This is a genomic window from Lentzea waywayandensis, from assembly GCF_900115955.1.
Lineage (GTDB): Bacteria > Actinomycetota > Actinomycetes > Mycobacteriales > Pseudonocardiaceae > Lentzea > Lentzea waywayandensis.
Map to the genome: position 1 here is coordinate 206,962 of NZ_FOYL01000010.1, position 25,474 is coordinate 232,435.

Annotated in this window: 25 protein-coding genes; 9 read left to right on the forward strand and 16 right to left on the reverse strand. The window is 68.4% G+C overall.

Going from position 1 to position 25,474, the window contains the following annotated elements; genetic code table 11:
• The first annotated feature begins 76 nt into the window (after nucleotides 1-76).
• Both BM417_RS32490 and BM417_RS32495 read left to right on the forward strand, forming a co-directional pair.
• Complete coding sequence (locus tag BM417_RS32490) at nucleotides 77-1,573, forward strand: CocE/NonD family hydrolase (RefSeq protein WP_093602453.1); 1,497 nt, start codon at nucleotides 77-79, stop codon at nucleotides 1,571-1,573.
• A gap of 10 nt (nucleotides 1,574-1,583) precedes the next feature.
• Nucleotides 1,584-2,636: a winged helix DNA-binding domain-containing protein gene (locus tag BM417_RS32495; protein WP_093602455.1), complete on the forward strand. Its 1,053-nt coding sequence runs from the start codon at nucleotides 1,584-1,586 to the stop codon at nucleotides 2,634-2,636.
• Here BM417_RS32495 and BM417_RS32500 read toward each other — a convergent pair.
• Genes BM417_RS32500 through dapE form a run of 3 tightly spaced genes read right to left on the reverse strand, consistent with a single transcriptional unit; the run spans nucleotide 2,607 to nucleotide 5,001 of the window.
• Complete coding sequence (locus tag BM417_RS32500) at nucleotides 2,607-3,158, reverse strand: LOG family protein (protein WP_093602457.1); 552 nt, start codon at nucleotides 3,156-3,158, stop codon at nucleotides 2,607-2,609. The two genes, BM417_RS32495 and BM417_RS32500, sit on opposite strands and share 30 nt — an antisense overlap.
• Nucleotides 3,140-3,916 carry an LOG family protein gene (locus BM417_RS32505; RefSeq protein WP_093602459.1) on the reverse strand — a complete coding sequence of 259 codons (777 nt, stop codon included), beginning with the start codon at nucleotides 3,914-3,916 and terminating at the stop codon, nucleotides 3,140-3,142. The genes BM417_RS32500 and BM417_RS32505 overlap by 19 nt, the downstream gene beginning before the upstream one ends.
• 17 nt (nucleotides 3,917-3,933) lie before the next feature.
• Nucleotides 3,934-5,001: a succinyl-diaminopimelate desuccinylase gene (gene dapE / locus BM417_RS32510; protein ID WP_093602781.1), complete on the reverse strand. Its 1,068-nt coding sequence runs from the start codon at nucleotides 4,999-5,001 to the stop codon at nucleotides 3,934-3,936.
• Between the two features lie 60 nt (nucleotides 5,002-5,061).
• Between dapE and BM417_RS32515 the strand changes: the two genes are divergently transcribed.
• From BM417_RS32515 to BM417_RS32525, 3 genes are all read left to right on the forward strand, one after another.
• A complete protein-coding gene (locus BM417_RS32515) occupies nucleotides 5,062-5,475 on the forward strand; it encodes a hypothetical protein (protein ID WP_143138888.1) in 414 nt (137 codons plus the stop codon).
• 62 nt (nucleotides 5,476-5,537) lie between these two features.
• Complete coding sequence (gene dapD / locus BM417_RS32520) at nucleotides 5,538-6,494, forward strand: 2,3,4,5-tetrahydropyridine-2,6-dicarboxylate N-succinyltransferase (protein WP_245822301.1); 957 nt, start codon at nucleotides 5,538-5,540, stop codon at nucleotides 6,492-6,494.
• A 75-nt stretch (nucleotides 6,495-6,569) separates the two neighbouring features.
• Entirely contained in the window at nucleotides 6,570-7,475 is a 906-nt protein-coding gene (locus BM417_RS32525) for a hypothetical protein (RefSeq protein WP_143138889.1), read from the forward strand.
• Here BM417_RS32525 and dapC read toward each other — a convergent pair.
• Entirely contained in the window at nucleotides 7,465-8,556 is a 1,092-nt protein-coding gene (gene dapC / locus BM417_RS32530; protein ID WP_218164641.1) for a succinyldiaminopimelate transaminase, read from the reverse strand. The two genes, BM417_RS32525 and dapC, sit on opposite strands and share 11 nt — an antisense overlap.
• 2 nt (nucleotides 8,557-8,558) lie before the next feature.
• Entirely contained in the window at nucleotides 8,559-8,885 is a 327-nt protein-coding gene (gene fdxA / locus BM417_RS32535; protein ID WP_030480843.1) for a ferredoxin, read from the reverse strand.
• Between the two features lie 152 nt (nucleotides 8,886-9,037).
• Here fdxA and BM417_RS32540 point away from each other — a divergent pair, with 152 nt between their 5' ends.
• Nucleotides 9,038-9,760 carry a GNAT family N-acetyltransferase gene (locus BM417_RS32540; protein ID WP_245822302.1) on the forward strand — a complete coding sequence of 241 codons (723 nt, stop codon included), beginning with the start codon at nucleotides 9,038-9,040 and terminating at the stop codon, nucleotides 9,758-9,760.
• Here BM417_RS32540 and BM417_RS32545 read toward each other — a convergent pair.
• From BM417_RS32545 to typA, 9 genes are all read right to left on the reverse strand, one after another.
• Entirely contained in the window at nucleotides 9,736-10,215 is a 480-nt protein-coding gene (locus BM417_RS32545; protein ID WP_093602471.1) for a hypothetical protein, read from the reverse strand. The two genes, BM417_RS32540 and BM417_RS32545, sit on opposite strands and share 25 nt — an antisense overlap.
• Before the next feature lie 110 nt (nucleotides 10,216-10,325).
• On the reverse strand, nucleotides 10,326-11,162 hold the full coding sequence (gene mshB, locus BM417_RS32550; RefSeq protein WP_093602473.1) for an N-acetyl-1-D-myo-inositol-2-amino-2-deoxy-alpha-D-glucopyranoside deacetylase: 837 nt from the start codon (nucleotides 11,160-11,162) through the stop codon (nucleotides 10,326-10,328).
• A 237-nt stretch (nucleotides 11,163-11,399) separates the two neighbouring features.
• Complete coding sequence (locus BM417_RS32555) at nucleotides 11,400-12,392, reverse strand: ABC transporter ATP-binding protein (protein WP_093602475.1); 993 nt, start codon at nucleotides 12,390-12,392, stop codon at nucleotides 11,400-11,402.
• Nucleotides 12,389-13,561, reverse strand: a complete 1,173-nt coding sequence (locus BM417_RS32560; RefSeq protein WP_093602477.1) for an ABC transporter ATP-binding protein — start codon at nucleotides 13,559-13,561, stop codon at nucleotides 12,389-12,391. The genes BM417_RS32555 and BM417_RS32560 overlap by 4 nt, the downstream gene beginning before the upstream one ends.
• Nucleotides 13,561-14,493 carry an ABC transporter permease gene (locus BM417_RS32565; protein WP_407656188.1) on the reverse strand — a complete coding sequence of 311 codons (933 nt, stop codon included), beginning with the start codon at nucleotides 14,491-14,493 and terminating at the stop codon, nucleotides 13,561-13,563. Before BM417_RS32565 ends, BM417_RS32560 begins: the two co-directional genes overlap by 1 nt.
• Nucleotides 14,486-15,484: an ABC transporter permease gene (locus tag BM417_RS32570; protein WP_093602479.1), complete on the reverse strand. Its 999-nt coding sequence runs from the start codon at nucleotides 15,482-15,484 to the stop codon at nucleotides 14,486-14,488. The genes BM417_RS32565 and BM417_RS32570 overlap by 8 nt, the downstream gene beginning before the upstream one ends.
• Before the next feature lie 102 nt (nucleotides 15,485-15,586).
• Nucleotides 15,587-17,365, reverse strand: coding sequence for an ABC transporter family substrate-binding protein (locus BM417_RS32575; protein WP_093602481.1), 1,779 nt, complete (start codon nucleotides 17,363-17,365; stop codon nucleotides 15,587-15,589).
• 300 nt (nucleotides 17,366-17,665) lie between these two features.
• The gene (locus BM417_RS32580) at nucleotides 17,666-19,330 is read right to left on the reverse strand and encodes an ABC transporter family substrate-binding protein (protein WP_093602482.1); all 1,665 of its coding nucleotides are present in this window, start codon (nucleotides 19,328-19,330) and stop codon (nucleotides 17,666-17,668) included.
• 391 nt (nucleotides 19,331-19,721) lie between these two features.
• Nucleotides 19,722-21,617 carry a translational GTPase TypA gene (gene typA / locus BM417_RS32585; RefSeq protein ID WP_093602484.1) on the reverse strand — a complete coding sequence of 632 codons (1,896 nt, stop codon included), beginning with the start codon at nucleotides 21,615-21,617 and terminating at the stop codon, nucleotides 19,722-19,724.
• A gap of 165 nt (nucleotides 21,618-21,782) precedes the next feature.
• On the opposite strand from typA, the gene BM417_RS48095 reads away from it, so the two are divergent.
• Together BM417_RS48095 and BM417_RS48100 are read left to right on the forward strand one after the other, a co-directional pair.
• Complete coding sequence (locus tag BM417_RS48095; RefSeq protein ID WP_167974072.1) at nucleotides 21,783-21,938, forward strand: hypothetical protein; 156 nt, start codon at nucleotides 21,783-21,785, stop codon at nucleotides 21,936-21,938.
• Between the two features lie 713 nt (nucleotides 21,939-22,651).
• Nucleotides 22,652-23,299: a S41 family peptidase gene (locus BM417_RS48100; RefSeq protein WP_177320713.1), complete on the forward strand. Its 648-nt coding sequence runs from the start codon at nucleotides 22,652-22,654 to the stop codon at nucleotides 23,297-23,299.
• Here BM417_RS48100 and BM417_RS32595 read toward each other — a convergent pair.
• Entirely contained in the window at nucleotides 23,296-23,598 is a 303-nt protein-coding gene (locus tag BM417_RS32595) for a YciI family protein (RefSeq protein WP_093602488.1), read from the reverse strand. The genes BM417_RS48100 and BM417_RS32595 overlap by 4 nt on opposite strands.
• A gap of 185 nt (nucleotides 23,599-23,783) precedes the next feature.
• On the opposite strand from BM417_RS32595, the gene trpS reads away from it, so the two are divergent.
• Nucleotides 23,784-24,707, forward strand: a complete 924-nt coding sequence (trpS, locus tag BM417_RS32605; protein ID WP_093602492.1) for a tryptophan--tRNA ligase — start codon at nucleotides 23,784-23,786, stop codon at nucleotides 24,705-24,707.
• On the opposite strand, the gene BM417_RS49395 is transcribed toward trpS, so the two are convergent.
• Nucleotides 24,700-25,473 carry a (deoxy)nucleoside triphosphate pyrophosphohydrolase gene (locus tag BM417_RS49395; protein ID WP_245822303.1) on the reverse strand — a complete coding sequence of 258 codons (774 nt, stop codon included), beginning with the start codon at nucleotides 25,471-25,473 and terminating at the stop codon, nucleotides 24,700-24,702. The two genes, trpS and BM417_RS49395, sit on opposite strands and share 8 nt — an antisense overlap.
• Between the last annotated feature and the right edge of the window lies 1 nt (nucleotide 25,474).

Sequence of the window (25,474 nt, forward strand, 5' to 3'; positions counted from 1 at the left end):
ACTCATGAGTAGCCACCTGGTTTACTCCGCAGTAACAAACCCTGTGTGATCTACGTCATGGTCAAGGAGGACCAGAGTGCGACGATCACTTGTTTTAGTCCTGGTACTCCTCTCAACCCTGCTCGGTGCTCCCGTCGCCGCCACGGCGGCCCCTGGACACCAGATCTCGTACCGGTCGATCCCCGGCGTCGGCGGCACCGTGCTGAAGGCCCTCGTCGTCGAACCGACCGGACAGGGCAACGGCCCTTTCCCGTTGCTCGTCATGCCGTCCAGCTGGGCGGTCCCCAACATCGAGTACGTCGGCGCGGCGGCCAAGCTCGCCAAGCAGTCCGGGTACGTCGTGGTGAGCTACACCAGCCGCGGCTTCTGGGACTCGGCCGGCACGATCGACGTCGCCGGCCCTGACACCGTCGGTGACGTCAGCAAGGTCATCGACTGGGCCATCGCCAACGCGCACGCCGACGGCACCAAGGTCGGCGCGGCCGGGATCTCCTACGGCGCCGGCCAGTCCCTGCTGGCCGCGGCGAACGACAAGCGCATCAAGGCCGCGGCGGCGCTGAGCACGTGGACCGACCTAGCCCGTTCGCTCTACCCCAACAACACCGTGAACAAGCAGGCCGTCGAGGTCCTGCTGGCGGCGGGCAAGGCCACCGGACGGCCTGGCCCCGTCCTCGTCGAAGCCGAGGACGCCTACCGCGACGGCCGGTTCTGGGAGGTCGTGCCGATCTCCGCGGAACGCTCGGCCGCCTCGAAGATCGCCCAGATCAACGCCAACGGCACGGCGGTGCTGCTCGGCAACGCCTGGAACGACGGCATCTTCGCGCCGGGCCAGATCACGGACTTCTACGGCAAGCTGACCGGCCCGAAGCGGCTCATGCTCTCGCCGGGTGACCACGCCACCGCCGAGCTGTTCGGCGCGGCGGGGCTGCCCAACGAGATCTGGGAGTCGGTCGGCCGCTGGTTCGACCGCTACGTCAAGGGCACGGCCAACGGCATCGACGCCGAACAGCCGGTGCGGCTCAAGCCCAACAACGGCGGCGCGTGGAGGACGTTCGGCGCCTGGCCGAACGGCAACGTGGACACCGTGCAGCTCGACGGCAAGCGGATCGCCGCGGGCTGGGGCACGGTGGCCGACAGCGGCACGATCCTGCTCTCCGGTGCGCTGCAAGGGTTCCTGAACATCCCGACCGGGGTGTCGCTGCCGTTCGTCGACCGCAACGTCGCGGGCGTGTGGAGCGGGCCCTCGTATCCCCGCGGGGCGACGGTGGCCGGCACGCCGAAGCTCAGGCTCCAGGTCACCCCGAGTGCGGAGACGACGACGTTGTTCGCGTACCTGTACGAGGTGGGACCGCTGGGCCTGGGCGCGCTGATCACGCACAAACCGGTCAAGGTGACCGGCGCGGGCCGCACGCAGACGCTCGACGTGGAGCTGGAGCCGACGGTGTGGAACGTCGACTCGGGCAACCGGCTGGCGCTCGTGATCGACACGGTGGACCCGCGTTATCTGACGGAGTCAACTCGCGGCTCAACCGTCACCTTCGGACCGTCGAGCCTCACGGTTCCGAAGGCGTAAGAATGTCCGGGTGGACCTCACCCGGCAGCAGGTGCTCCTCCACCGGATCCATCAGCACGAACTGGACCGGCGGATCTCTGACGCGGCCGAGCTGGCGGTGCTGTCACTGGGCATCCAGGACAACACCTCCGGCTCGGCCCTGCTGAGTCTCGCCGCGCGCCTGAGCGCACCGTCGACCGAGGAGTTCACCCTCACCTGGTCCGTCCGCGGTGCTCCCCACCTGCACCGGGCCGGTGAGCTGAAGGCGTTCTCCCGCGCGCTGTGGCCGTGGAGCGATGCCGACGCCCGTGCCCGCGCCGCACGTCCGAAGGTGGACGACATGGTGGCGTCACTGCGGCACATCGCCACCGCGATGAGGTCGATCGTCACGAAGCCGATGACCAAGGGCGAGGTGAGCAAGGCGCTGACCCCGTTGGCGCCCAAGCAGACGATCGAACCGTGCCGGGGTTGCCAGACCGAGCACGTCAGCGACCCGATCTTCCGGCTCGGCGCACTGCCCGCGGGTCTCCGGATCATCCCGGAGGAGAAGACCGTGACGTTCGAACGCATCCACGGCTGGCCGGGCGTGCCGCGCAGGACCGCGGGATTCGACGAGCTGGTGCACCGGTACCTGACGCTGCACGGTCCCGCCGGACCGTCCGAAGTGGCCAGTTACTTCGGCACGTCGACGCGCGAGGTGAGGAAGCGGTGGCCGAAGGACGGCCTGGTCGAGGTGACCGTCGAGGGCGAGAAGGCGTGGCTGCCGGAGGACCTGGAGATCGTCGACGCCGAACCGCCGGAGGTGCGCCTGCTGCCGCCGACCGACCCGTACCTCCAGGCCCGTGACCGCGACCTGCTGCTGCCGGACAAGGCCGCGCAGAAGGACATCTTCCGCATCCTGGGCCGGCGCGGCGCCGTGCTGGTGGACGGCGAGATCGCGGGCTCCTGGCAGGGCAGGGTGGTGTCCGGCAAGCGGTTCGAGGTGACGGCGACGCCGTACCGCCCGCTGCCGGATCTCCTGCCGGAGACCCAGATCCTGGCTCAGGCCAAGGGACTAGACGACGCAGGCGTCAAGAGCGACTGACACGTCGTCCGTGACGATCAGCGACTGCAACGCGGCGTGCGAGACGAAACCCTTGTCCCGCAACTCCATCAGCCACTCCACGAGTCCCTTGTAGTGGTTGTCGACGTCGAGCAGCACGACGGGCTTGCCGTGCATGCCCAGCACGCCGGCCGTCCACACCTCGAAGAACTCCTCGGCGGTGCCGATGCCACCCGGCAGCGTCAGGAACGCGTCCGCCTTGTCGTCCATCATCTTCTTGCGCTCGCGCATGGTGTCGACGACGTGCAGCTCGGTCGACTCGCGGTCGGCGATCTCCCTGGTGGCGAGGCCCTTCGGGATCACGCCGTAGGTGTGCGAGCCGCCCGCGCGGGCCTCCCGCGCGACCGCGCCCATCATCGACGTCTGCCCGCCGCCCCAGACGAGGTGCCAGCCGCGTGCCGCGATCTGGCGCCCCACCTCGGCGGCGAGGTCGATGTAGCTCCGCGGGACGGTCGCGAGACTTCCGCAGTAGACAGCGACATACATCAGTGTGCGTCCGCCCATGCCTTGTGCGCGTCCTTGACCACGTTCACCGCGTCGTCGATGTCGTCGGTGAGGTGCAGCAGCGCGAGGTCCTTCTCGCCGACCTTGCCACCGGGGAGCACCGAGTTCTGGATCCAGTCGTAGAGGCCCTGCCAGTACTCGGTTCCGAACAGGACGACCGGGAACTTCGTGACCTTCTTCGTCTGCACCAGGGTCAGCGCCTCGAACAGTTCGTCGAGCGTGCCGAAACCACCCGGCAGGCAGATGAACGCCTGCGAGTACTTGATGAACATCGTCTTGCGCACGAAGAAGTAGCGGAAGTTCACGCCGAGGTCGACCCACGGGTTGAGGCCCTGCTCGAACGGAAGCTCGATGCCGAGCCCGATCGAGAAGCCACCGGCCTCCGAACAACCGCGGTTGACCGCCTCCATGGCACCGGGGCCACCACCGGTGATCGCCGCGAACCCGGCCTCGGCCAGTGCTTTGCCCAGGTCACGCCCGGTCTGGTACTCCGGGTGGTCACGGCCGGTGCGCGCGGATCCGAAGACCGTCACGGCGCTCGGCACCTCGGCCAGCGCGCCGAAACCCTCGACGAACTCCGCCTGGATCCGCAGCACCCGCCACGGGTCGGTGTGCACCCAGTCCGTCGGCCCGCGGGAGTCCAGCAGGCGCTGATCGGTGGTCGTGAGCTCGTCGTTGCGGTCACGTCGCAGCAGCACGGGACCGCGCCGCTTCTCTGCGGGGTGCTCGTCCACGGCACCGTTCTTTTCTTCCGTCATCACTGAGATCTTAGTGATCAGTCCAGCAAAAAACGCTTAAGCACGTCGAAACACCCGGTGATCTGCTGGACCGGCACGTTCTCCTCCTGGGTGTGCGCGAGCGTCGGATCGCCCGGCCCGAAGTTGACCGCGGGCATGCCCAGCGCCGCGAACCGCGCCACGTCCGTCCATCCCAGCTTGGCGACCGGCGTGCCACCGGCGGCCTGGATGAGCTCCTGAGCGGCGGGGGCGTTGAGGCCCGGCAGCGCGCCGGCGGCCTGGTCCGTGACGGTGACGTCGAAGCCCTCGAAGACCTCGCGCAGGTGCTGTTCGGCCTGCTCCACCGTGCGGTCGGGCGCGAACCGGTGGTTGACCGTGAGCACGGCCTCGTCCGGCACGACGTTGCCCGCGACGCCGCCGCTGATCCTCACGGCCTGCAGGCCCTCGTGGTAGTGGCAGCCGTCGATCTCGGGACGGCGCGGCTCGTAGGCCTCCAGCCTGCGCAGCGCCTCGCCCAGGCCGTGGATGGCGTTGCGGCCCATCCACGCCCTGGCGGTGTGGGCGCGCTTGCCGGTGGTCCTGATCTCGATGCGCATCGTGCCCTGGCAGCCGGCCTCGACCGTGCCGTTGGACGGCTCGCACACGATCGCGAGGTCGCCCATCAGCCAGTCCTGGAGTTCGCGCTGGATCCTGGTGAGCCCGTTGCGCTCGGCCTCGATCTCCTCGCAGTCGTAGAAGACGAACGTGAGGTCGTGGCGGGCGTTCTCGCTCAGGGCCGCGATCGCGAGCATGACCGCGTCGCCGCCCTTCATGTCGACGGTGCCGCAGCCGTGCAGGATCTCGCCCTCGCGGCGGCTCGGGAAGTTCTGGTTGATCGGCACGGTGTCCAGGTGCCCGGCGAGCACCACCCGGCGTTGTTTACCGGCGTTCGTGCGGGCCAGCACCGAGTTCCCTGATCGGGTGATCTCCAGGTGGGGCGCGTGGAGTCGCAGCGACCGCTCCACGAGGTCCGCGATCTCCGCCTCCTCCCCGGACACGCTGCGCACATCCACCAGCGAGGTCGTCAGGTCGATCGGGTCGGCGAACAGATCAAGGGTGTCGGACACGCGGCTCACCCTACCCAGGCGGCTTGGGCACTAGGCCGTTCAGCCGATACCGTGCCGTGCGTGATCAAGCGAACACTCCTGGTCATCTCCCTGCTGCTGCCGGCGACCGGCTGCGGCGAGGCTCCTGCCGCGTGCGACCGGCAGTGCGGCGAGATCCGGGCGCTGTTCACCGCCCCGTGCGGCTCACAGCACAGCTTCACCCCCGCGGACTGCGCCGCGTGGGTCGACGAGGTCAGCACCATGACCCGGCGGCTGGACGGCTCCCTGCAGGGCAAGTCCGTCCAGCAGGACGTCAGCGAGGTGCTGCCACGCCTGATGACCGCGGTCGGCGACTTCGAGGCGCACCGGTGCGGTGAGGTGCGCGTCGACAACGTGTCCAGCACCGACGCACGGCAGTCGAAGTGCAACGAGGCCCTCATCGCGACTCGGGGCGACCTGGGCTCGCTGTACTTCTCGGCGGAAGTGCCCGACTGACCAGCCGGGCTCGGCCGCACGAGCTGCGGCGGAGTGTGCGCACCGGACTAAGCTCGGTAGCCGTGAGCACCGCATACGGCATCGGCTTGGCCACTGTGACCCCGGACGGCACCGTCCTCGACACCTGGTACCCCTCCCCTGCCCTCGGCGGCACGGCGGACCTGGGCACCGTCCGCGTGTCGTCCGCCGAGATCGCGGAAGCGCTCGGCGAAGCCGCCGCGAAGCTGCTCGGCGAGGACCTGGAGCGCGGTATCGAGGTCGTCGGCGTCAAGGTCGTCATCGACCTGGACGCCGCCCCGGAGAACACCTACGACATCTGGCTGCGCCTGCACCTGCTCAGCCACCGCCTGATCAAGCCGCACGGCGCGAACCTCGACGGCATGTTCGGCCTGCTGACGAACGTCGTGTGGACGAACCACGGCCCGTGCGCGGTCGACGGCTTCGAGCAGACCCGCACCCGCCTGCGCCTGCGCGGCCCCGTGACGGTCTTCAGCGTCGACAAGTTCCCGCGCATGGTCGACTACGTCGTCCCGTCCGGTGTCCGCATCGGCGACGCGGACCGGGTCCGCCTCGGCGCCCACCTCGCGGCCGGCACCACGGTCATGCACGAGGGCTTCGTCAACTTCAACGCCGGCACGCTCGGCAGCTCGATGGTCGAGGGCCGCATCTCCGGCGGCGTCGTGGTCGGCGACGGCTCGGACGTCGGCGGCGGCGCGTCGATCATGGGCACCCTGTCCGGCGGCGGCAAGCAGGTCATCAGCATCGGCGAGCGCTGCCTGCTGGGTGCGAACGCCGGCCTGGGCATCTCGCTCGGCGACGACTGCGTGATCGAGGCCGGCCTCTACATCACCGCGGGCACGAAGGTGACGGCGCCGGACGGCGAGGTCGTCAAGGCGGTCACTTTGAGCGGACAATCGAACTTGCTGTTCATCCGGGACTCGGTGACCGGCACGGTGAAGGTGAAGCCCCGGAAGGGCACCGGAGTCGAGCTCAACGCCGCGTTGCACGCGAACGACTGAGGGAACGCGAAACTCGGTGTCTGGGGCCCGGTCTGCGAAGGCAGACTGGGCCCTTGCCAACTCTAGGAGGTGCACGTGCTGAAACAGCGACTTGAGTTGAACGCTCGCGCCGCGATCGAGCGTGCCCTGGAGGGGGCGCAGTCCGAGGACTCCTTCGTGGAGTTCAAGACGCAGTGGCCGATCGACCACGGCAAGGCCGCGCGCCAGATCGCCGCGCTGTGCAACGCCGCACGCGGGTCGGAGGCCATGTGGATCGTCGGCGTCGACGAGAAGGGCCGGTACGTCAAAGGCGCGCTGGCCGAGGAGCTGTCGAGCTGGTGGCCTCGGGTCGAGAGCCACTTCGACGGCGTGGCACCGGGTCTGACCACCGTCGCGTTCGACTGGGCGCGAGGCCGCACGGTCGTCGTGCTGAGCCTGCAGACCGACAACGCGCCGTACGTGTTCGTCACGAAGAAAGAGCCCTACAGCAGGGAAATCCCGTGGCGCTCAGGTGAACGCACCAGGTCCGCGCGCCGCAGCGAGGTGCTGGAACTGCTGGTGCCCAAGCTGGACATGCCCGGCTGGGAGTTCGTCAGCGCCCGCGCGACGCTGAGCCAGCACTCGCCGACGCTGCGGTTCGAGGGCGACCTCTACCTGGAGACGAACCAGCCGTTGTCGTTGCCGCACCACAGATGCCACTCGTACGCGACGTACGGGCTCGACAGCGAGACGGTCGACCTGGCGTTCAGCTTCCGCACCAACACGCGGGACGTGCGGGCGGTCGAACGCGTCGTGCGGGTCGCGGAACCGGCGGTGCTCCACGTCAGCGCGGACGCCGACGTGGAACTGGACTCGTTCTCCGACCTCTGGGACCTGCACTGGCACCTCGTGCTGGGCCTCGGCCTGAGCGGCGAGGAGATCAGCACCAGCGTGCGTCTGACCACGGACGCGGTGCCGCCCAACCAGTTCACCCGCAGGGTCTGGTCGGCTCTCAAGCCTTGAGGCGTTCCGCAGCCGCGGCGACCCGCTCGTCGGTGGCCGTGAGCGCGATCCGCACGTGCTTCTCGCCGGCCGGTCCGTAGAACGTGCCGGGGGCCGCCAGGATGCCGCGGTCGGCCAGCCAGGAGATCGTCTCCCAGGCGTCCTCACCGCGCGACGACCACAGGTAGAGCCCGGCCTCGGAGTGCGACACGGTGAACCCGGCCGCCTCCAGCGCGGGCTTGAGCACCTCACGCCGGGCCAGGTACCGGGACCGCTGCTCGGCCACGTGCGCGTCGTCTTCGAGAGCGACCCGCATGGCCTCCTGCACCGGCCGCGGCACGATCATGCCGGCGTGCTTGCGCAGTTCCAGCAGACCCGCGATCAGCTCCGGGTCGCCGGTGACGAACCCGGCCCGGTAGCCCGCGAGCGACGAGGACTTCGACAGCGAGTGCACGGCGAGCACCCCGTCGAAGGAGTCCACAACGGACGGATGCAGCACCGACACCGGCGAGGAGTCCCACGGCAGCGCGAGGTAGCACTCGTCCGACGCCACGATCGCACCGACCGCGCGAGCCGCGGCGACGGCGTCACGCAGCTGCTCGGCCGACAGCACGCGGCCGGTCGGGTTCGACGGCGAGTTCAGCCACACCAGCTTCGTGCCGGCGGGCGGCAGTTCCCCGTCGGCCAGGCGCACGACCTCGGCCCCCGCCATCAGCGCGCCCACCTCGTAGGTGGGGTACGCGACGGCGGGCACCGCGACGACGTCACCCGGCCCGACGCCGAGCAGGGTGGGCAGCCACGCCACGAGCTCCTTGGAGCCGATCGTGGGCAGCACCGCCGCCTCGGAGAGCCCGACGATCCCGTACCGGCGCTCCACCGCGGCGACGAAGGCCGCGCGCAGCTCAGGGGTGCCGTGGGTGGTCGGGTAGCCGGGGATGTCGGCGACCGACGACAACGCGGACTGGATCACCGCGGGAACCGGGTCGACAGGGGTGCCGACCGACAGGTCGACCACGCCGCCGGGGTGCTTGCGCGCCTTGGCGGCGTGGTCTGCCAACAGGTCCCACGGGAAGTCCGGCAGCGCCGGGCCCCTGCGGTTGATGATCAATGCCCCTCGGCCTGCGGCGCGAGGACCTTCACGAACTCCGGGTCGGCGCTGACCTTGCCGACCTTCGACGCGCCACCGGGCGAGCCGAGCTCGTTGAAGAAGTCGACGTTCGCCTTGGTGTAGTCCTTCCACTCATCGGGGACGTCGTCCTCGTAGTAGATGGCTTCCACCGGGCACACGGGTTCGCACGCGCCACAGTCCACACACTCGTCGGGGTGGATGTAGAGCATCCGGTCGCCTTCGTAGATGCAGTCGACAGGGCACTCTTCGATGCAGGCCTTGTCGAGCAGGTCCACGCACGGCTGGGCGATCACATAAGTCACTGCGCTCTCCAACTTCATCGGTCACACCGCGCAAGCCGGAGAGTACGCGGCACGTTCGAGTATCACCCGGTCAGGCTTGCCTTAGCTGTGCGGTGTGCCACGTCACAACTCCTGACCGGAAACTCCCTCGCCAACATAGTCAGGATGGACGTGTGCACACCGTGGATCACCTGGAATCACTCTGCGCGCGAGCATGGCCCGTCCTGGCAGAAGTTCCGCTTGGAGACTGGTTGATGCGCGCTGCCGACGGCTTCACCGGCCGCGCCAACAGCGCGCTGACCTGCGGTGATCCCGGCATGCCGATTCCGGACGCGTTGAGGGCCGTTCAAGGGTTCGCCCGCGAGCACGGCATCAAACCCACGGCCCACGTGATCAAGGGCTCACCGCCGGAACCCGAGATCGGCGCGGCGGGCTGGATCGTCGATCTGGATCACCCCGGCGGGGCCGAGTCGCTGGTGATGACCGGTCCGCTGGAGAAGTTCGCCGACGGCGTCGCCGAGAGTCGCGATCTTCCCGGATGGTGGGAGCTCACGGCCGGATCCGAGGTCTCCGCCGCCCAGCGGCACGTCCTCGGCAGCGGCGGGAACGTCTGCTTCGCCTCGATCACCGAGGACGGGGTCGTGATCGCGGCTGTGCGGGGCGCCGTCGTCGAGGACCTGCTCCACGTCGCCCGGCTGGCCGTGCGGCCGTCACACCGCCGCCAGGGCCTCGCACGGCGGCTCATGGGTGAGCTGGCGGGCTGGGGACTCGCCCAGGGCGCCACGACGTGCGTGCTCCAGGTCGCCGAGCACAACGAGCCGGCGATCCGGCTGTACGAGGAACTCGGCTGCACCGAGCACCACCGCTACCGCTACTGGATCCCGGCGGTCTCGTAGAGGCCCGGCCGGTTGGCCGCGTTGCGCGCCATCACGGCCCCCACGGCCACCGCGCCCGTCAGCGCACCGCCCGCGAGCAACAACAGCCCGCGCCAGTCCTGCAACAGCAGGACGGGGCTGCCCGCGGCGTACCCGGGCTCGAAGTAGCCGAACACCATCAGCGTCCCGAACCACACGATCAGCGGCAGTGCGGCGGTGAAGACCCGTTCGGACAGCGAGGCCGCCCACGACACCAGCAACGGCGTCGTGACGGCGGCCACCACGATGGTGATCGGGAACGGCCAGTCCCCCAGCCTCGGCAGCAGCGTGCCGTCGAAGCGCAGGGGCAGGAACATCGTTTCCAGCACGGCGAGTGCCGCTGCCTCGACGCACAGAAGCAGCAAAAAGACGACTCGCCAGCCAGTGCGGTGACCACCAACCGTCGCCGCGTTGTTCTGGTGGTCAGACGGGTGCATCGTGGTCCCACCCCCGCGTCCTCATATCGGGCATATGGGGGCGCGGGGGTGGGGCCACGAGGTGCCCTGCTGAGCGCCAGAACAACCCGGTGGCGATTGTGGTCACCGCACTATCGGTCACCCAGTCCTCCGAAAAGATCCGCGGCCGCACCCTCCGGTGAGCCCTTCGCGAGCACGTAGTACTCGGCACCGACCAGCGGCTGCGCGATGTCGTTCGACAACGCGTACCCGCTGTCCCACACACTGACCTGCGTCGAGTGTGCACGCAACGCGCGGCGCTTGGCCGTCAGGTGCTCCGACACGTCGACAACCGTTGTGATCTCTTCATCCGGCGTCACCGGGAGCTCGCCGGGCTCGGGCAGCCGGAACGCCTCGGGGACGTTCTCCAGCGCGGCCACACCGGCCTTCGTGGCGTCGCGGGACGTCACCGCGTAGAAGAGCCGCTCGACGTCGGAGACCTGGGCGCACGCGGCGACCGTGATCTCGTGCGCGCGGATGTGGTCGGGGTGGCCGTAGCCGCCGAACGCGTCGTAGCTCACGACGACCTGAGGCTTGACCTCGCGCAGGATCTCGACCAGTTGGGCGGTCTGGTCTTCGAGCGCCCCCTGGACGAACGCGCGCGCCTTCGCGTTGGACGGCACGTCGACCATGCCGGAGTCGCGCCAGCGGCCGATGCCGCCGAGGAACCTGTGGTCCGTCACGCCGAGGGCGGCGCAGGCCGATCTCAGCTCGCCCACGCGGTACCCGCCCAGCTGGTCTGCGGCGTCGGCGGCCAGATGCGCCAGCGCGGGCGGGATGATCTCGCCCTCTTCTCCCAGCGTGCAGGTGACGACCGTGACGTGCGCGCCGGCAGAGGAGTAGCGCGCGATGGTGCCGCCGGTCCAGAGACTCTCGTCGTCCGGGTGGGCGTGCACGAAGAGCAACCGTGGTGGGGCAGTCAGCGTCACCGGAAAAGAGTAAAGCGGTGTTTACGGCCCCCGCTCCGCAGGGGCCGTGTCATTTGGCCCGTCCTCCGGACGGGCGGCGAGATCGCCCAGAAGTCGGTCGTCCGGCCGAATCGCTCACCTCGAATTGGGCTTCGCCGAATTCGAGGTGAGCGGTTGACCGGACGACCGACGCGATCTCGCGGTTCCGCGTCCGCCACCTGCCCCTGAACAGGGATTTCACTGGGCGGACCGCAGCCGCTAGACCACCGAACGTTCCTCCGCGAAATGGCAGGCGGACAGCGTTCCTTCCGGGCCGCCGCGCCTTTCCAGCTTCGGTTCTTCGGTGGCGCAGATGTCCTGGGCCTTCCAGCACCGGGTGCGGAAGCGACACCCCGACGGCGGGTTGACCGGCGACGGCACGTCACCCGTCAGAACGATCCGCTGACGCTGACGTTCCTTCTTCGGGTCCGGCATCGGCACCGCGGACAGCAACGCCTGCGTGTACGGGTGCATCGGCTTGCCGTAGATGGCCTCCCGCTCGCCCATCTCGATGATCTTGCCGAGGTACATGACCGCGACCCGGTCGGAGATGTGCCGCACCACCGAGAGGTCGTGCGCGACGAACAGGTACGCGAGCCCGAGCCGTTCCTGCAGTTCCTCCAGCAGGTTCACGACACCGGCCTGCACCGAGACGTCCAAAGCGGACACCGGCTCGTCCAGCACCAGGAACTTCGGGTTGAGCGCCAGGGCGCGGGCGATGCCGATGCGCTGCCGCTGACCGCCGGAGAACTCGTGTGCGTAACGGCTGCGGTGCTCGGGGTTGAGCCCGACGAGCTCCATCAGTTCGTTGACCCGCCGCTGCACGCCACCTTCGACACCGTGGATCACCAGCGGTTCCGCGATGATGTCGTTGACCTGCCACTTGGGGTTCAGCGACGCGTACGGGTCCTGGAAGACGATCTGGATGTCCTTGCGCAGCGGCCGCAGCTGCTTGGCGCTCATGGACGTCAGCTCGCGGCCCTCGAACTTCACCGAGCCCGAGGTCGGCTTGTGCAGCTGCAGGATCGCGCGCCCGGTCGTGGACTTGCCACAGCCGGACTCGCCGACGAGGCCGAGCGTCTCACCGGGGTGCAGCGTGAACGACACCCCGGACACGGCCTGCACCGAACCGGTGTTGCGCGGGATGATGCCCTTGCCCCGCACGGGGAATTCCTTGACGAGGTCGGTGACCTCCAGCAGTGGCGCGGTCACTTCGCCTCCTCATCCTTCAGTTCGGTGATCAGAGATCCGTGCACGGCGGTCACTTCGAGCGACTCGTCGGGGTTGGCCGCGGCGAACGCGGCCGGGTTCTCCACCGTGCCGATCTCGTCGTGCAGGAACAGCTTCTGCGGCTGCTCGAACGTCGCCAGGTGCTCCCAGCGGTGGCACCGCGTCGTGTGGTTCGCGGCGCCGGCCTCCTCCAGCAGCGGTTCCCACTCGTGGCACACGTCGGTGACGAGCGGGCAGCGCGGCGAGAACGAGCAGCCGGTCGGCAGGTTCACCAGCGACGGCGGCGCGCCCTTGATCGGGGTGAGGCGCTTGCCCAGGGTGGCCGGGTTCGGGACCGAACCCAGAAGTCCTACCGTGTAAGGCATCCGCGGCCGTTCGAAGACGTCGTCGACCGGGCCGGACTCGACCACGGTGCCGCCGTACATCACCTGCACGCGGTTGACCATGCCCGCGACCACGCCGAGATCGTGCGTGATCATGACGATCGCCGCGTCGGTCTCGGTCTGGATGCGCAGCATGGTGTCGAGGATCTGCGCCTGCACCGTCACGTCGAGCGCGGTGGTCGGCTCGTCGGCGATGATCACGCTGGGGTCGTTGATGATCGCCATCGCGATCACCACGCGCTGCCGCATGCCGCCGGAGAACTCGTGCGGGTACTGGCTCGCACGCTTGTCCGGCTGCGGGATGCCGACCAGTTCCAGTGACTCGACCGCCTTGGCCCACGCCGCCTTCTTGGAGACGTTGTGGTGCGCGCGATAGGTCTCGGCGAGCTGCCACCCCACGGTGTAGACGGGGTTCAGCGACGTCATCGGGTCCTGGAAGATCATCGAGATGTGCTTGCTGCGGAACGGCTGCATCTGCTTGTAGCTGCGGCCGTTCAGCTCCTCGCCGCGATACCGGATCGAGCCCTCGATGACCGCGTTCTTGGGCAGCAGGCCCATGATCGCCATGGAGGACACGGACTTGCCGGAGCCCGACTCGCCGACGATGCCGAGCACGTCGCCGGCGTTGAGGTCGAACGAGACGTTGCGCACGGCGCGAACGTCGCCGTCGTCGGTCGGGAAGGTGACCGACAGGTCCTTGACCGAGAGCAGCGGTGCGGTGGTGTTGGAGGGCAGGAAGTCCTCCGACAGTTCGGAAACAGTGGTCATCAGGCACGCACCTTCGTCTGCCTCGGGTCGAACGCGTCGCGCAGACCGTCACCGATGAAGTTGACGGCCAGGGAAAGCGACACGAGAACGATGAACGGACCCCAGAACAGCCACGGCCGGTTCATGAACTGCCCGTAGTTCTCCAGCACGATCACGCCGAGCGAGGTGTCCGGGGGCTGGACGCCCAGTCCCAGGAACGACAGCGCGGCCTCGGTGAGCACCGCGGACGCGATCGCCAGCGTGGCGTTGACGGTGATGCTGCCGATCATGTTCGGCACGAGGTGCTTGAAGATGATCCGCGAGGTGGAGGCGCCACAGGCCCGCGCCGCCTCGATGAACTCCCGCTGCGCCAGGGAAAGCGTCTCACCGCGCGTGATGCGGGCGATCTGCATCCAGGCGAACGCGGCGAGCACCAGCGCGACGACGTACCAGCTGCCGGAGAAGCCCTTCACGACGATCGCGGCGACCGCGATCTGCGGGATGATCAGCAGCAGGTCGACCAGGCGCATCAGCGCCGTGTCGACGAAACCGCGCAGATATCCCGCCAGGGCACCGAAGATCACGCCGATCGCGGTCGCCAGCGCGGCCACGATCAGGGCGATCTGCAGCGAGTAGCCGGTGCCGCGCATGAGCAGCGCGAGCATGTCCTTGCCGACCTGGGTGGTGCCGAGCGGGTGGATGCCGCTCATCGGCTGGTAGGACTTGCTGGTCACATCCTCGTAGTCGTACGTCCAGATGAACGGCCCGAGGAACGCGAACAGCACGAGGAAGATGAACACGCCGAGGCTCACCATCGCGAGCCGATGGCGCAGGAAGCGCCGCAGGACGAGTTGGCTCTGTGTGCGGGTCTTGGAGGCGTCGAACTCGTGGGAGTCTGACTGGGGAGCGCTGTTCACCACTCCGCCCTCGGACGCCAGGTTGATGTTAGCCAAGGCGAATCCTAGGGTCGAGGACGCCGTACACGATGTCGGCGAAGAGGTTGAACAGCACGATCAGGGTCGCGGTGACCGCGAGCCAACCCATGAGCATGGGCGGGTCGAACTGCCGCACGGAGTTCACCAGCAACGTGCCCATGCCGGACCAGCCGAACACGGTCTCGGTGATGATCGCGCCGGACAGCACGGCACCGAAGTTCAGCGAGAACAGCGTGGCGACGGGGATCAGCGCGTTGCGGAACGCGTGCTTGAAGATCACGCGGCCCTGCGAGATGCCCTTCGCCCGCGCGGTGCGCACGAAGTCCGAGTGCAGGATCTCGAGCATCGAGGCGCGTTCGAACCGGCTGTACGCGGCGAAGCTGATCAGCATCAGCGCGAGCGTCGGAAGCAGGAACGTGCCGGTGTACTTGAAGATCACTTCACCGAAGCTGCCGCTGAAACCACCTGGCCGGGGACCCGCGGTGGTGAGCCAGCGGTCCAGCCCCATCGACTCCAGGACGTTGTTGAACTGGATGCCGTAGTTCTTCACGATGACCGCGACGCAGAAGATCGGCATCGAGAACATGAGGAACGCGGTGCTGGTGGCGAGGTAGTCGAAGATCGAGTACTGGCGCACGGCGGCGAGCACGCCGACCGAGACACCCAGCGTGAGCGCGAGAAGCTCGGCGCCGATGACGAGGCGACCGGTGGTCCACAGCGCGTCGGTGACGGCCGGGAAGACAGCGGTCTTGGCCTGACCGAGGGCGATGCTCTGGCCCCAGTCACCGGACACGAAGTCGGTGAGCCAGTTCCAGTAGCGGACGATCACGGGCTTGTCCAGGCCCAGCGAGATCTCCGCGGCCTTGATGTCGGCTTCGGTGACACCGGGCCGGAATCGCATTTCCGCCAACGGGTTTCCGGCGGTCGCGACGAGGACGTAACAGGCGAAGCTGCCGATCAGCAGGATGGGTATGGAGATCAGCAGGCGCCGGATGATGTAGCGGATCACGGGCGGGCTCCTAGGGGGCAACCCGGCTCGGGCGGGGCCGGACTCGTGGTCCGGCCCCGCCCGGTCAGGCGTTGCGCACTTCAGCTGATGAGCTAAGGCGAATTACTTGGTCTGCCACTCGTTGGCGTTCCACAGCGCGCCGTAGTAGCTCTGGAAGTACACGCGGTCGAGACCCTTGAAGGCCCACATGTTCGGCATCTGGAACAGCGGGAGCGAACCGTAGGCGTTCGCCAGCTCCGAGTCAGCCTCGGACCAGAACTTCAGGGACTCGGCGATCGCGGTCTGCGAGACGGCCTGCTTCATGGCCTCGTCGGCCTTCGGCACGGTCAGGTTCTGCCAGTTCTGGCCACCACCGGTCTCGTAGATCGACTTCTTGCCGCCCTTGAACGGCGAGCCGGACCACGCGAACAGGGCGACGTCGTAGTCACCCGCGGAGACGCGCTCGTCGAGGAAGTTCGGGTCGGTGTCGTCCTTGACCTCGATGCCGGCGTCCTTGCACTGGCCCTGGATCAGCTCGACGGTCTGCTTGCGACGCGGAATGTCGGTGTGGCTGATCCGGAAGGAGGCGCGGACGCCGTCCTTCGCGAACACGCCGTCGGCACCCTGCGCCCAGCCGGCTGCGGTCAGGATCTTCTTGGACTCGGCCGCGTCACCCTTGGCCTTGTCCGCGTAGACGTCCTTGTAGCCCTCGTCCTTCGGGAAGAAGATGAGGCTGCCCATCGGCTTCGCGTCGGCCTGGACCTCGGTGATGAGCTTGTCGATGATGTCCTGGCGCTTGACGCACATGAAGAAGGCCTTGCGGACCTCTTCCTTGGCCAGCACCGGGTTCTTCATCTGGATGTCGAGGTGCTCGAACGACAGGCCGGGGCCCGCGCCGAACGTCACACCCTGGGCGTTGAGGCCCTTGAGCTTCGTGGCCGCGTTCGCGTCCGGCTGAGCGAAGGAGTTGACGGCGAGCTCACCGTTCTCCAGCGCCTGGGCCTGCGCGACGGGGTCCGGGATCGCCTTCAGGATGATCTTCGCGGGACCACCGGGCTTGCCCACCCACTTGGGGTTGCGCTCCAGAGTCACCGACTGGTTCGGCTCGAAGCCGGTCAGGACGTAGGAACCCGCGCCGGGCATGAGGTCCTTGGTGAAGCCGTTCCACTTCTCGTTCCAGAAGTCGGCTGCCTTCTGGATGTCAGCGGCGGCGCTGTCCTTGTTGAGCTTGGTGATGTCGGCGATGCCGGCGTTCTTCTCGAGAATGTGCGCCGGGAGGACGTCGTTGTTGAACATGTCCTCGTAGTCCGGGTACGGAGCCGAGAACGTGCCGACGAACGTCTGGTCGTCCTTGCACTCACCGGTCATGAGGTCATATCCGGTCGTGCCGGCCGGCTTGAAGAACTTGCTGGCGTCGGCCTTCTTCGCGGTGTTGCTCTGCGTGAACCACGCCATGTAGAAGTCGTCGCAGTCCCAGGCCTCGCCGTCGGACCAGCTGACGCCCTTCTTCAGCTTCCAGGTCACGACCTGCGGAGACTTCGAGGTGACCTCGACCGACTCCATGACGTCCTTGTTCAGGATGACCTTGTTGTTGCCGTTCAGCAGGTGCGCACCAGGCTGCACGAGCGTCAGCGCGAACGTGTTGTAGGACTGGTTGGCGTCCTCCGTCGCGTTGTTGTACGAGGTGAACGGCTTGTCGGTCGACACGACGACCTGGTCGCTCTGCTTCGTATCCGGCGCGGTGTAGCCGTCCGCGGACTCGCCGCGGGCCGTCGCCATCTCCGCGACCGTGGCGTCGCCACCGTCCGCGTCGCTGGTTCCGCCACCGCCACCACAGGCACCCAGCACGAGAGACGCGCTGGCGACCAGCGCGATCGCCGGAAGTGCTTTGGTTCTCCTCATTGACACGTGCCCTCCTAGCACTGGGCGGCCGTGGCCAGGTCGGCATGCACGCCCATAACCGAGATGTGCCATACGCGCCCCGAACCGGCACATCGTGGGCAGCACGGTAAGAACCCGTTGAGGGAGCGGTCACTACCTGAGAGGGGGATCGTGACCCAATGGAAACAGGTTGTTGCACGCCGCAATGGCCCGATTACCGGGCGCCAGCGTTCGTTGACCGGGCGCGTGAAATTCTGTCAACGAGAACGGCCGAACGTAGCAACGCGAAAAGGCTCGCGCAACGGATTTCCCACCCGCCGGCTACTTGTCGAGACGCCGCCATTCGGGCGCACCGCTGAGCACGCCCGCCAGGGGTGCCCCGGTGTCGACGCCCGAAACCGTCGCCGGAAGGACACCGAGCAGATCGACAATCTGGAACAGCGGTACCGAAACGGCCTGGGCCGCGATCAACGGCTCGACTCGGGCCAGCACATCGGACACCAGCGTCTTGCCGTTCAGCGCGGCGTCGATGTCGGCCTGGATCGCCGGGTCGCAGAAGCCGGCGATGTTCTGCGGGCTGGGCGTCGCCCCGTCCGGAGCGTCACCGGCGCACCCGTACTCACTCGCGAGCGCCGCCGCCGAGTCACCGGCGTCCACCCGCGGGACGACGGCGATGTCGATGTCCTTCTCGGTCAGCTGCTTGCTGAAGAGGTCCTCGGCGGCGGGCGTGACGACCTCGGAGTCGATGCCCCGGTCCTTCAGCTGAGCCTTGATCCGGTTCGCGATGCCGACGTACGGCTCGACCTTCTCCGGCGCCGCGATCCTGAGCTTCAGCGCCTTGCCGGCCTTCTGCCACTCGGTGCCGGTCTTCACGTACCCGGCCTCGGTCAGCGACTGGTCGCTCACCGCCGCGTCGAGCGTGTTCGCGGTGATCGTCTTGACGTACCCGGCGCGGCTGGGCGGCACCACGTACGAGTCGGCCCGGAACGGCGCGCTCGGCCCGCTCTGCGTCCCGGACGCGATGAGCGCCTCGCGGTCCAGCGCGGCCACGATCGCCCTGCGCGTCTTGACGTCCTTGAGCTGCTCACTGGCTGGCCGCAGCAGAACCTGCACGACCTCGTTGCGCGGCACGGGTTTCGTGGCGACGTTCTGGATCCCCTTGAGCAGGTTCACATCCGCCGCGTCGGCCCGCAGGAGCGCGGCCTGGTTGTCGCCTTTGGACAGTGACTCGGCCATCGCGCTGTGCGTGGCACGGCGGATGACGACCCGGTCGAGCGTCGTCGGCACCTCCCAGTACCGATCGCTGCGTTCGAGCACGACCTCACCGCGCGGCTCGTCGAGGCTGCGCACCTGGAAAGGCCCTGCCGTGGCGGGAAAGCCGGTGGACAGCACGTTCGACCACGTACCGGGCGCGTCCTTGAGCAGGTGCGCGGGCAACAGGTTCGAGAAGAGGGACCGCCACCCCGGGAACGGCTTGCCGAACACGACCTCGACGACCTTGCCGCCCTCACGCGCGCTGATGTTGTTGATGAGCCGGTAACCCGCCGGATCCACAACACCGGGTTCCGTCCGCATACGCTGCCAGAGGTAGTAGAAGTCCTCGGCGGCGATGGGAGCGCTGTCCGACCAGCTGGCGTCCTTGCGAATCGTGTAGGTGACCGTGAACGGCTCGGCCTTGGTGACCTTCGCGCTCACCATGAGGTTCCGGTCGAGCTGCGGGGCGCCGTCGTTGCCTGGCCGGAACGGACTGGGCAGCAACAACGAACTGAGCGCCGTCGTGATCGGGCTCTGCGCCGCGAGAGCGTGCGGGTTGTAACCACCCGCCACGTCGTCCACGCCCACCACGATCTCGGTGACCTTGGGTCCCGTGGTCGTGATGACAGGCGCCTCGGACTTCGCGACCAGAGGCGGCGGAGGCGCGTTCGTGCACGCCGCGGCTGTGCCGCACAGAACGGCAGCGGCAAGCACTCCCCCGAGTCGCCTCATGGTCCTCACATTGCCAGAAGGTTGGTGGTGGCGTTCGGGCAACCCAGGATTTGTCACCCGCGCCATAAGAGGGACGTGCCGCGCGGACACGGGGTTGCCCGCGCGGTGGGTAGTACGGCTCACCTGGTCGGGTGGTTCGACCTGGATACCGTGTGGCCAGGGCGGCTAAACCGCCGGCGGGGCGCGGCCTGTTCGGCCGTCCAGAAGTGTCAGACCCGCTCGGTACGTTGGGTCGCGGGGGGTCCTGACTTCGAGGGGACCCTTGCGTGAGCGCGCTCGCTTCGACTCGCCAGCACCACTCACGCGGGCGTCCACGCCGCCCCACACACGACGAAGGGCGGCCAGGCCATCGGCCCAGCCGCCCCTGCCGGGCGTTACGTCAGCGTCGTGCTCAGCCGCGCGCCTTGAGCCGCGAGCGCTCGCGGCCGCGCAGGTTCGCGTCGAGCGTGACCTTGCGGACGCGGATGACCTCCGGGGCCACCTCCACGCACTCGTCGGAGGCGCAGAACTCCAGCGCCTCCTCCAGCGAGAGCTTGCGGGGGCGGGCCAGGGTCTCCATCACGTCGGCCGTGGAGGAGCGCATGTTCGTGAGCTTCTTCTCACGGGTGATGTTGACGTCGAGGTCCTCGGCGCGCGGGTTCTCGCCCACGACCATGCCCTCGTAGGCGTCGGCGCCCGGCTCCACGAAGAACGTGCCGCGGTCGGCCAGCTGGATCATCGCGTAGGCGGTGATGGAGCCGGTGCGGTCGGCGACCAGGGAACCGTTGTGGCGGGTGCGGATCTCGCCCGCCCACGGGGCGTAGCCCTCGGAGACGGCGTTCGCGATGCCGGTGCCGCGGGTCTCGGTGAGGAACTCGGTGCGGAAGCCGATGAGGCCACGCGACGGGACCACGTAGTCGAGCTTGATGCGGCCGCTGCCGTGGCCCGACATGTTCTCCATGCGGCCCTTGCGGTTCGCGAGGAGCTGCGTGACGGCGCCGAGGTGCTCCTCGGGGCAGTCGACGGACAGACGCTCGAACGGCTCGTGGATCTTGCCGTCGACCATGTGCGTGACGACCTGCGGCTTGCCCACGGTGAGCTCGAAGCCCTCGCGGCGCATCTGCTCGACCAGGATGGCCAGCGCCAGCTCGCCGCGGCCCTGCACCTCCCAGGTGTCCGGGCGCTCGGTCGGGAGCACCTTCACGGACACGTTGCCGACGAGTTCGGCGTCGAGACGCGCCTTGAGCACGCGGGCGGTGAGCTTCGTGCCGCCGTTGCGGCCGGCGAGCGGCGAGGTGTTCACACCGACGGTCATCGAGATAGCCGGCTGGTCGACCGTGATCCGGGGCAGCGCCTCGGGGGCCTCGGCGTCGGCCAGCGTGTCACCGATGGTGATGTCCGAGATGCCGGCGATGGCGACCAGGTCACCTGCGCGAGCGAACTCGGCGGGGACGCGGTCCAGCGCCTCGGCGATGAGGAGCTCGGTGATGCGGACCTTGACCGGCTCGCCGTCCTCGCGGCACCAGGCGACGGTCTCGCCCTTGCGCATCGTGCCCCGGTGGATGCGGCACAGCGCGATGCGGCCGAGGAACGTCGAGGCGTCGAGGTTCGTGACCAGCGCCTGCAACGGCCCGTTCACGTCGACGTGGGGGGCGGGGATGTGGTCGAGCAGCACCTGGAACAGGACGTCCAGGTTCTCCTCGTCCGGCTGGCCGCCGTCCTCGGGCTGGTTCAGCGACGCACGACCGGCGCGCGCGGAGGCGTAGACGACCGGCAGGTCCAGCACGGACTCGTCGGCGCCCACCTCGGTCGCGAGGTCGAGCAGCAGGTCGTGGGCTTCCTCGACGACCTCGGAGATCCGGGCGTCAGGGCGGTCGACCTTGTTGACCAGCAGGATCACCGGCAGGCCGGCCGCGAGCGTCTTGCGCAGCACGAAGCGCGTCTGGGGCAGCGGGCCCTCGGACGCGTCGACCAGCAGGACGACGCCGTCGACCATCGACAGCGCGCGCTCGACCTCACCGCCGAAGTCGGCGTGGCCGGGGGTGTCGACCACGTTGATGATCACATCGCCGTCCGGCGTGTGCCTGCGCACAGCCGTGTTCTTGGCGAGGATCGTGATGCCCTTCTCGCGCTCGAGCTCGCCCGAGTCCATGACCCGGTCGACGAGCTCGGCACGCGCGGAGAAGGCGCCGGACTGGCGCAGCATCGCGTCGACCAGGGTGGTCTTACCGTGGTCGACGTGCGCGACGATCGCGACATTTCGCAGGTCAGTTCGCGTCTGAAGGGCAGACGCGGTGGCCGTGGGCACGCGGAACTCCTAGAGCTTCGAAGGCGTTGGAGGGGCTCGCGCCAGACACGTCGATGCGCACAGCCGTTGTCGATACTACCGGCTGCGTCGCCATTACCACACAAGACTGCCAGTGAAGTGAGCCTCACCTACTCTAGCCAAACGTGTCGGAGTGGAGTGCAACCAGTGGGTAAAAAGCTCAAGAAGAAGTGCTGCCGGTCGAAGCCCCAGTGCAAGCGCTGTCCGGTCCCGTTCCTGCTCAAGGAGCGTGACAAGGCCCGCAAGAAGGCTGCGAAGAAGGCGGAGAAGGCCGCCAAGAAGGCGCTGAAGAAGGCCGCTTGAGCTCCGCCGAGGCCCGCGCGTACGTCGACAGGGCGTTGGAACTTCTCCAGCGTCACTCGATCGAGAGCTCCAAGGCCGACTGGCCTGCCCTGCGTGCCGAAGCTCACGTCGCCACCGCTGGGGCTTCCGGTTTTGAGGACACCTACGACGCGATCCGTCACGTGATCGCCTGCCTTGGGAACCCGCACACCCATCTGATCACGGCGCAGCGTGCGGCCTCGTCTGGGCGGAAGACCGTTCCGACGGGTCGGTTGATTGGACCGACTGGTCGGCTGGTCGGGCCAGCCACGCGGTTGGTCGGGCCGACCGACCGGTTGGTTGGGCCGAGCACGCCGTTGGCCGGGGCGACCGACCGGTTGGTCGGGCCGACTGACCCGCTGACCGGGCCTACCGAGCGGTTGCCTGGCGCAACTGACCGGTTGGTCGGGTCAACTGACCCGCTGACCGGGCCAACCAGGCGGTTGCCTGAGACGACTGACCGGCTGGCCGGGCCAACTGACCCGCTGACCGGGCCAACCGAGCGGTTGTCTGGGGCGACTGACCGGTTAGCTGGACCAACTGACCCGTTTGTCGAGCCAACTGAGCAGTTACCTGGCCCAACTGACCGGTTGGCCGGACCGACCGACCCCTTGGCCAGGCCAACCAAGCGGTTGCCTGGCCCAACTGACCGGTTGGTTGGACCAACTGGTCAGTTACCTGGCCCAACCGGTTGGTTGCTCCTACCCGAGACCGACTCGCGCAACGGCAGGGCGTACGTCTCCGCAGGCCTAACCCTCCTGCGCAACCTGATCGCGGGCCGACCGACCGGTTGGGTGGTGGACCTGCGCGGCAACCGGGGCGGCGACATGCACCCGATGCTCACGGTGGTCGCCCCGCTGCTCGGCGAGGGCGAGAGGGGCCGTTTCATCGGCCCGGACGGCGACGCGTCGAGCTGGGGAGTCCGGCGCGGCCACGTCTACAACGGCGGCAAGACGGCGTTCCGGTGGCGAAGGATCCCTGCCGCGCGCACCGAACCGGTGGCGGTGCTCACCGACCGGCACACCGCGAGCTCGGGAGAGGCGGTGCTGATCTCGTTCCTGGGCGCGCGGAACACCCGGACCTTCGGCGAACCGACGGCCGGCTACGCGACGGCGAACCAGACGTTCAGGCTCTCCGACGGCGCGCGGCTCGCGATCACGACCGCGTTCATGGCCGACCGGACCGGCAGGACGTACGGCAACGAGCCGATCGCCCCGCACGAGCACACGATGAACGCCCCGCACGAGCACGTGAAGAGCCCAGACGACACCCGCAAGAACCCAGACGACACCCACGATCGCGTGCTGGACACCGCGATCGCCTGGCTCGCCGAGAGGCGCTAGTGCTGGAGCACGGCCTCGTTCAGCTTCACGAGCTCCGGCGCCGTCCGCGTCGCCTCGAACTCGCAGATCTCGTACTTCACCAGTTTCTGCTCGGCCCACGGGTCCGTGGCGAGCAGCGCCTCGAGTCTGCCCCGGGGCATGGGCCGCGTGATGATCACGCCGCCCGTCCTCGGCACCTGACGTCCCGAGGCGAGGAACAGACCTCGCTCGTACTGCTTCTCGACCCAGGCTCGGTGGTCGGGGAGGGCGTAGTCGATCTGTTCCAGTGGCGCGGCGTACTTCAGCAGCACGATGAACATCCTTCGACGGTAGCCCTATACTGGGCTACGTGCGCACTCTGAACGCCTTCTGGTGGGCCGCCTTCAGGCGGCCGGAGTAGCTGCGCGCAGACATCACCGCTGACGCGTACAACAGGCCGCCCCGACGGGCGGCTTTTTTGATGCGTTCGTCCGGGGCGGTCCTTCGAACGGAAAGGACCAGCAAAATGATCCGGCTCTCCGCCATCACCCCGTCGGGCCAGCCCACGTTGGGCAACTACCTGGGTGCGCTGCGCACGTGGGCTCGTGAGGGCACCCACGAGGACGTGTACTTCATCAGCGATCTGCACGCGATGACGTCGTCGCACAATCCGCAACGTCTGCGATCCCTGACGCGCGAACAGCTCGCCGTTCTCGTCGCGTCCGGCATCGACCCGGCGAGCGTGTGCGTGCAGAGCGACCTGATCCGTGAGCTGGGAGCGCTGAACTGGGTGCTGGAGTGCACCTGCACCTACGGCGAGGCCGCGCGCATGATCCAGTTCAAGGAGAAGTCGCTCGGCCGCGAGTCGGTGCGGCTGAGTCTGCTGACCTATCCGGTGCTGATGGCCGCGGACATCCTGCTGCAGGGCACCGCGGAGGTCCCGGTCGGCGAGGACCAGCTCCAGCACGTCGAGCTGGCCCGTGCGCTCGCGCGGCGCTTCAACCACGCGTACGGCGACGCGTTCATCGTGCCGACCGCGGTGGTGCCGAAGGTGGGGGCACGCATCAGGGACCTCTCGGACCCGGCGCGCAAGATGGACAAGTCGGCGCAGAACTCGGCGGGCGTCGTCTTCGTGCTCGACGAGCCGGACCTGGTGCGGCGCAAGGTCCGCAGGGCCGTCTCGTCCACCGACGGCATCGCGAACCTGACCGAGATCCTCTCCTCCTGCACCGGGAAGGACCCGGAGGACTACACGAGCAGGTTCTCCGACCTCAAGAACGTCGTGGCCGAAGCGGTGATCGAGGAGCTCAAACCCGTGCGCGACCGCACGCTGGAGCTCCTCGCCGACCCCGCCGAACTGGACAGGATCCGCCAGGCCGGTGCGGAACGGGCCCGCGACCGCGCCCAGCACCGGCTGAACGCGGCCCTGCGCCTGTCCGGGCTCAGTTGAGGAGGTCCTGAAGGGCCGGCACCAGCACCCGGTCCGCCGGCAGCCAGTCCACGCCGGCCAGCTCGCCGGCGGTGAGCCACCGGACAGCGTTGTGCTCCAACGCTTCCGGCTCACCGTCGGCGAGCTCGGCGGCGAAGATCCGCAGCACCAGGTCCTTCTTCAACGGCACGTCCGGCCCGATCTGCTCACCGGCGACGACCGTCACACCGAGTTCTTCCACGCACTCGCGCACCAACGCGTCCGAGGGCTTCTCGCCGGGCTCGACCCGGCCACCGGGCAGTTCCCACTGTCCCGCATGGCTTTCCGGATAGGACCGCTGCTGCGCCAGCAACCGTCCATCCCGGACGATCGCCGCCCCGACCACGACCCGGGCCGCCCGCAGCTCCTCGCACCGCCGCGCGAGCAACGCCGAACGCTTCTCCAGCACCCGCAACGCCATTCCGCGCCCGACCGTCACGTCCGCGAACCGCCCGACGACACCACGCACGGACGTCCAGCTCACCCGGTCGACCACCATCGTCCCGGCCCCGGTGGCCACGAGATCCGTGTGCAGCTCCAGGAAGTCACCGGCGGCCGACACACCGGACAGATCGGCACGGGTGACCGTCAGCCGGACCCCGAACGGCCCGACCAGCGCATCCCCGAGGCACAGCAGGGAACCCGGGACGCGAACCCCGAACCCCGTGATCAGCGACGTGTCCAACAGGGCACCCGCAACAGCGGCAACAGGCGCGTCGACCAGCGCCGACGCTCGCAACTCTGGCACC

Coding starts and splice junctions, on each gene's coding strand:
- BM417_RS32595 (WP_093602488.1), bottom strand. CDS start 23,598: ATGTTCATCGTGCTGCTGAAGTACGCCGCGCCACTGGAACAGATCGAC.
- trpS (WP_093602492.1), top strand. CDS start 23,784: ATGATCCGGCTCTCCGCCATCACCCCGTCGGGCCAGCCCACGTTGGGC.
- BM417_RS32575 (WP_093602481.1), bottom strand. CDS start 17,365: ATGAGGAGAACCAAAGCACTTCCGGCGATCGCGCTGGTCGCCAGCGCG.
- BM417_RS32545 (WP_093602471.1), bottom strand. CDS start 10,215: ATGCACCCGTCTGACCACCAGAACAACGCGGCGACGGTTGGTGGTCAC.
- BM417_RS32560 (WP_093602477.1), bottom strand. CDS start 13,561: ATGACCACTGTTTCCGAACTGTCGGAGGACTTCCTGCCCTCCAACACC.
- BM417_RS32500 (WP_093602457.1), bottom strand. CDS start 3,158: ATGGGCGGACGCACACTGATGTATGTCGCTGTCTACTGCGGAAGTCTC.
- BM417_RS32580 (WP_093602482.1), bottom strand. CDS start 19,330: ATGAGGCGACTCGGGGGAGTGCTTGCCGCTGCCGTTCTGTGCGGCACA.
- BM417_RS32505 (WP_093602459.1), bottom strand. CDS start 3,916: ATGACGGAAGAAAAGAACGGTGCCGTGGACGAGCACCCCGCAGAGAAG.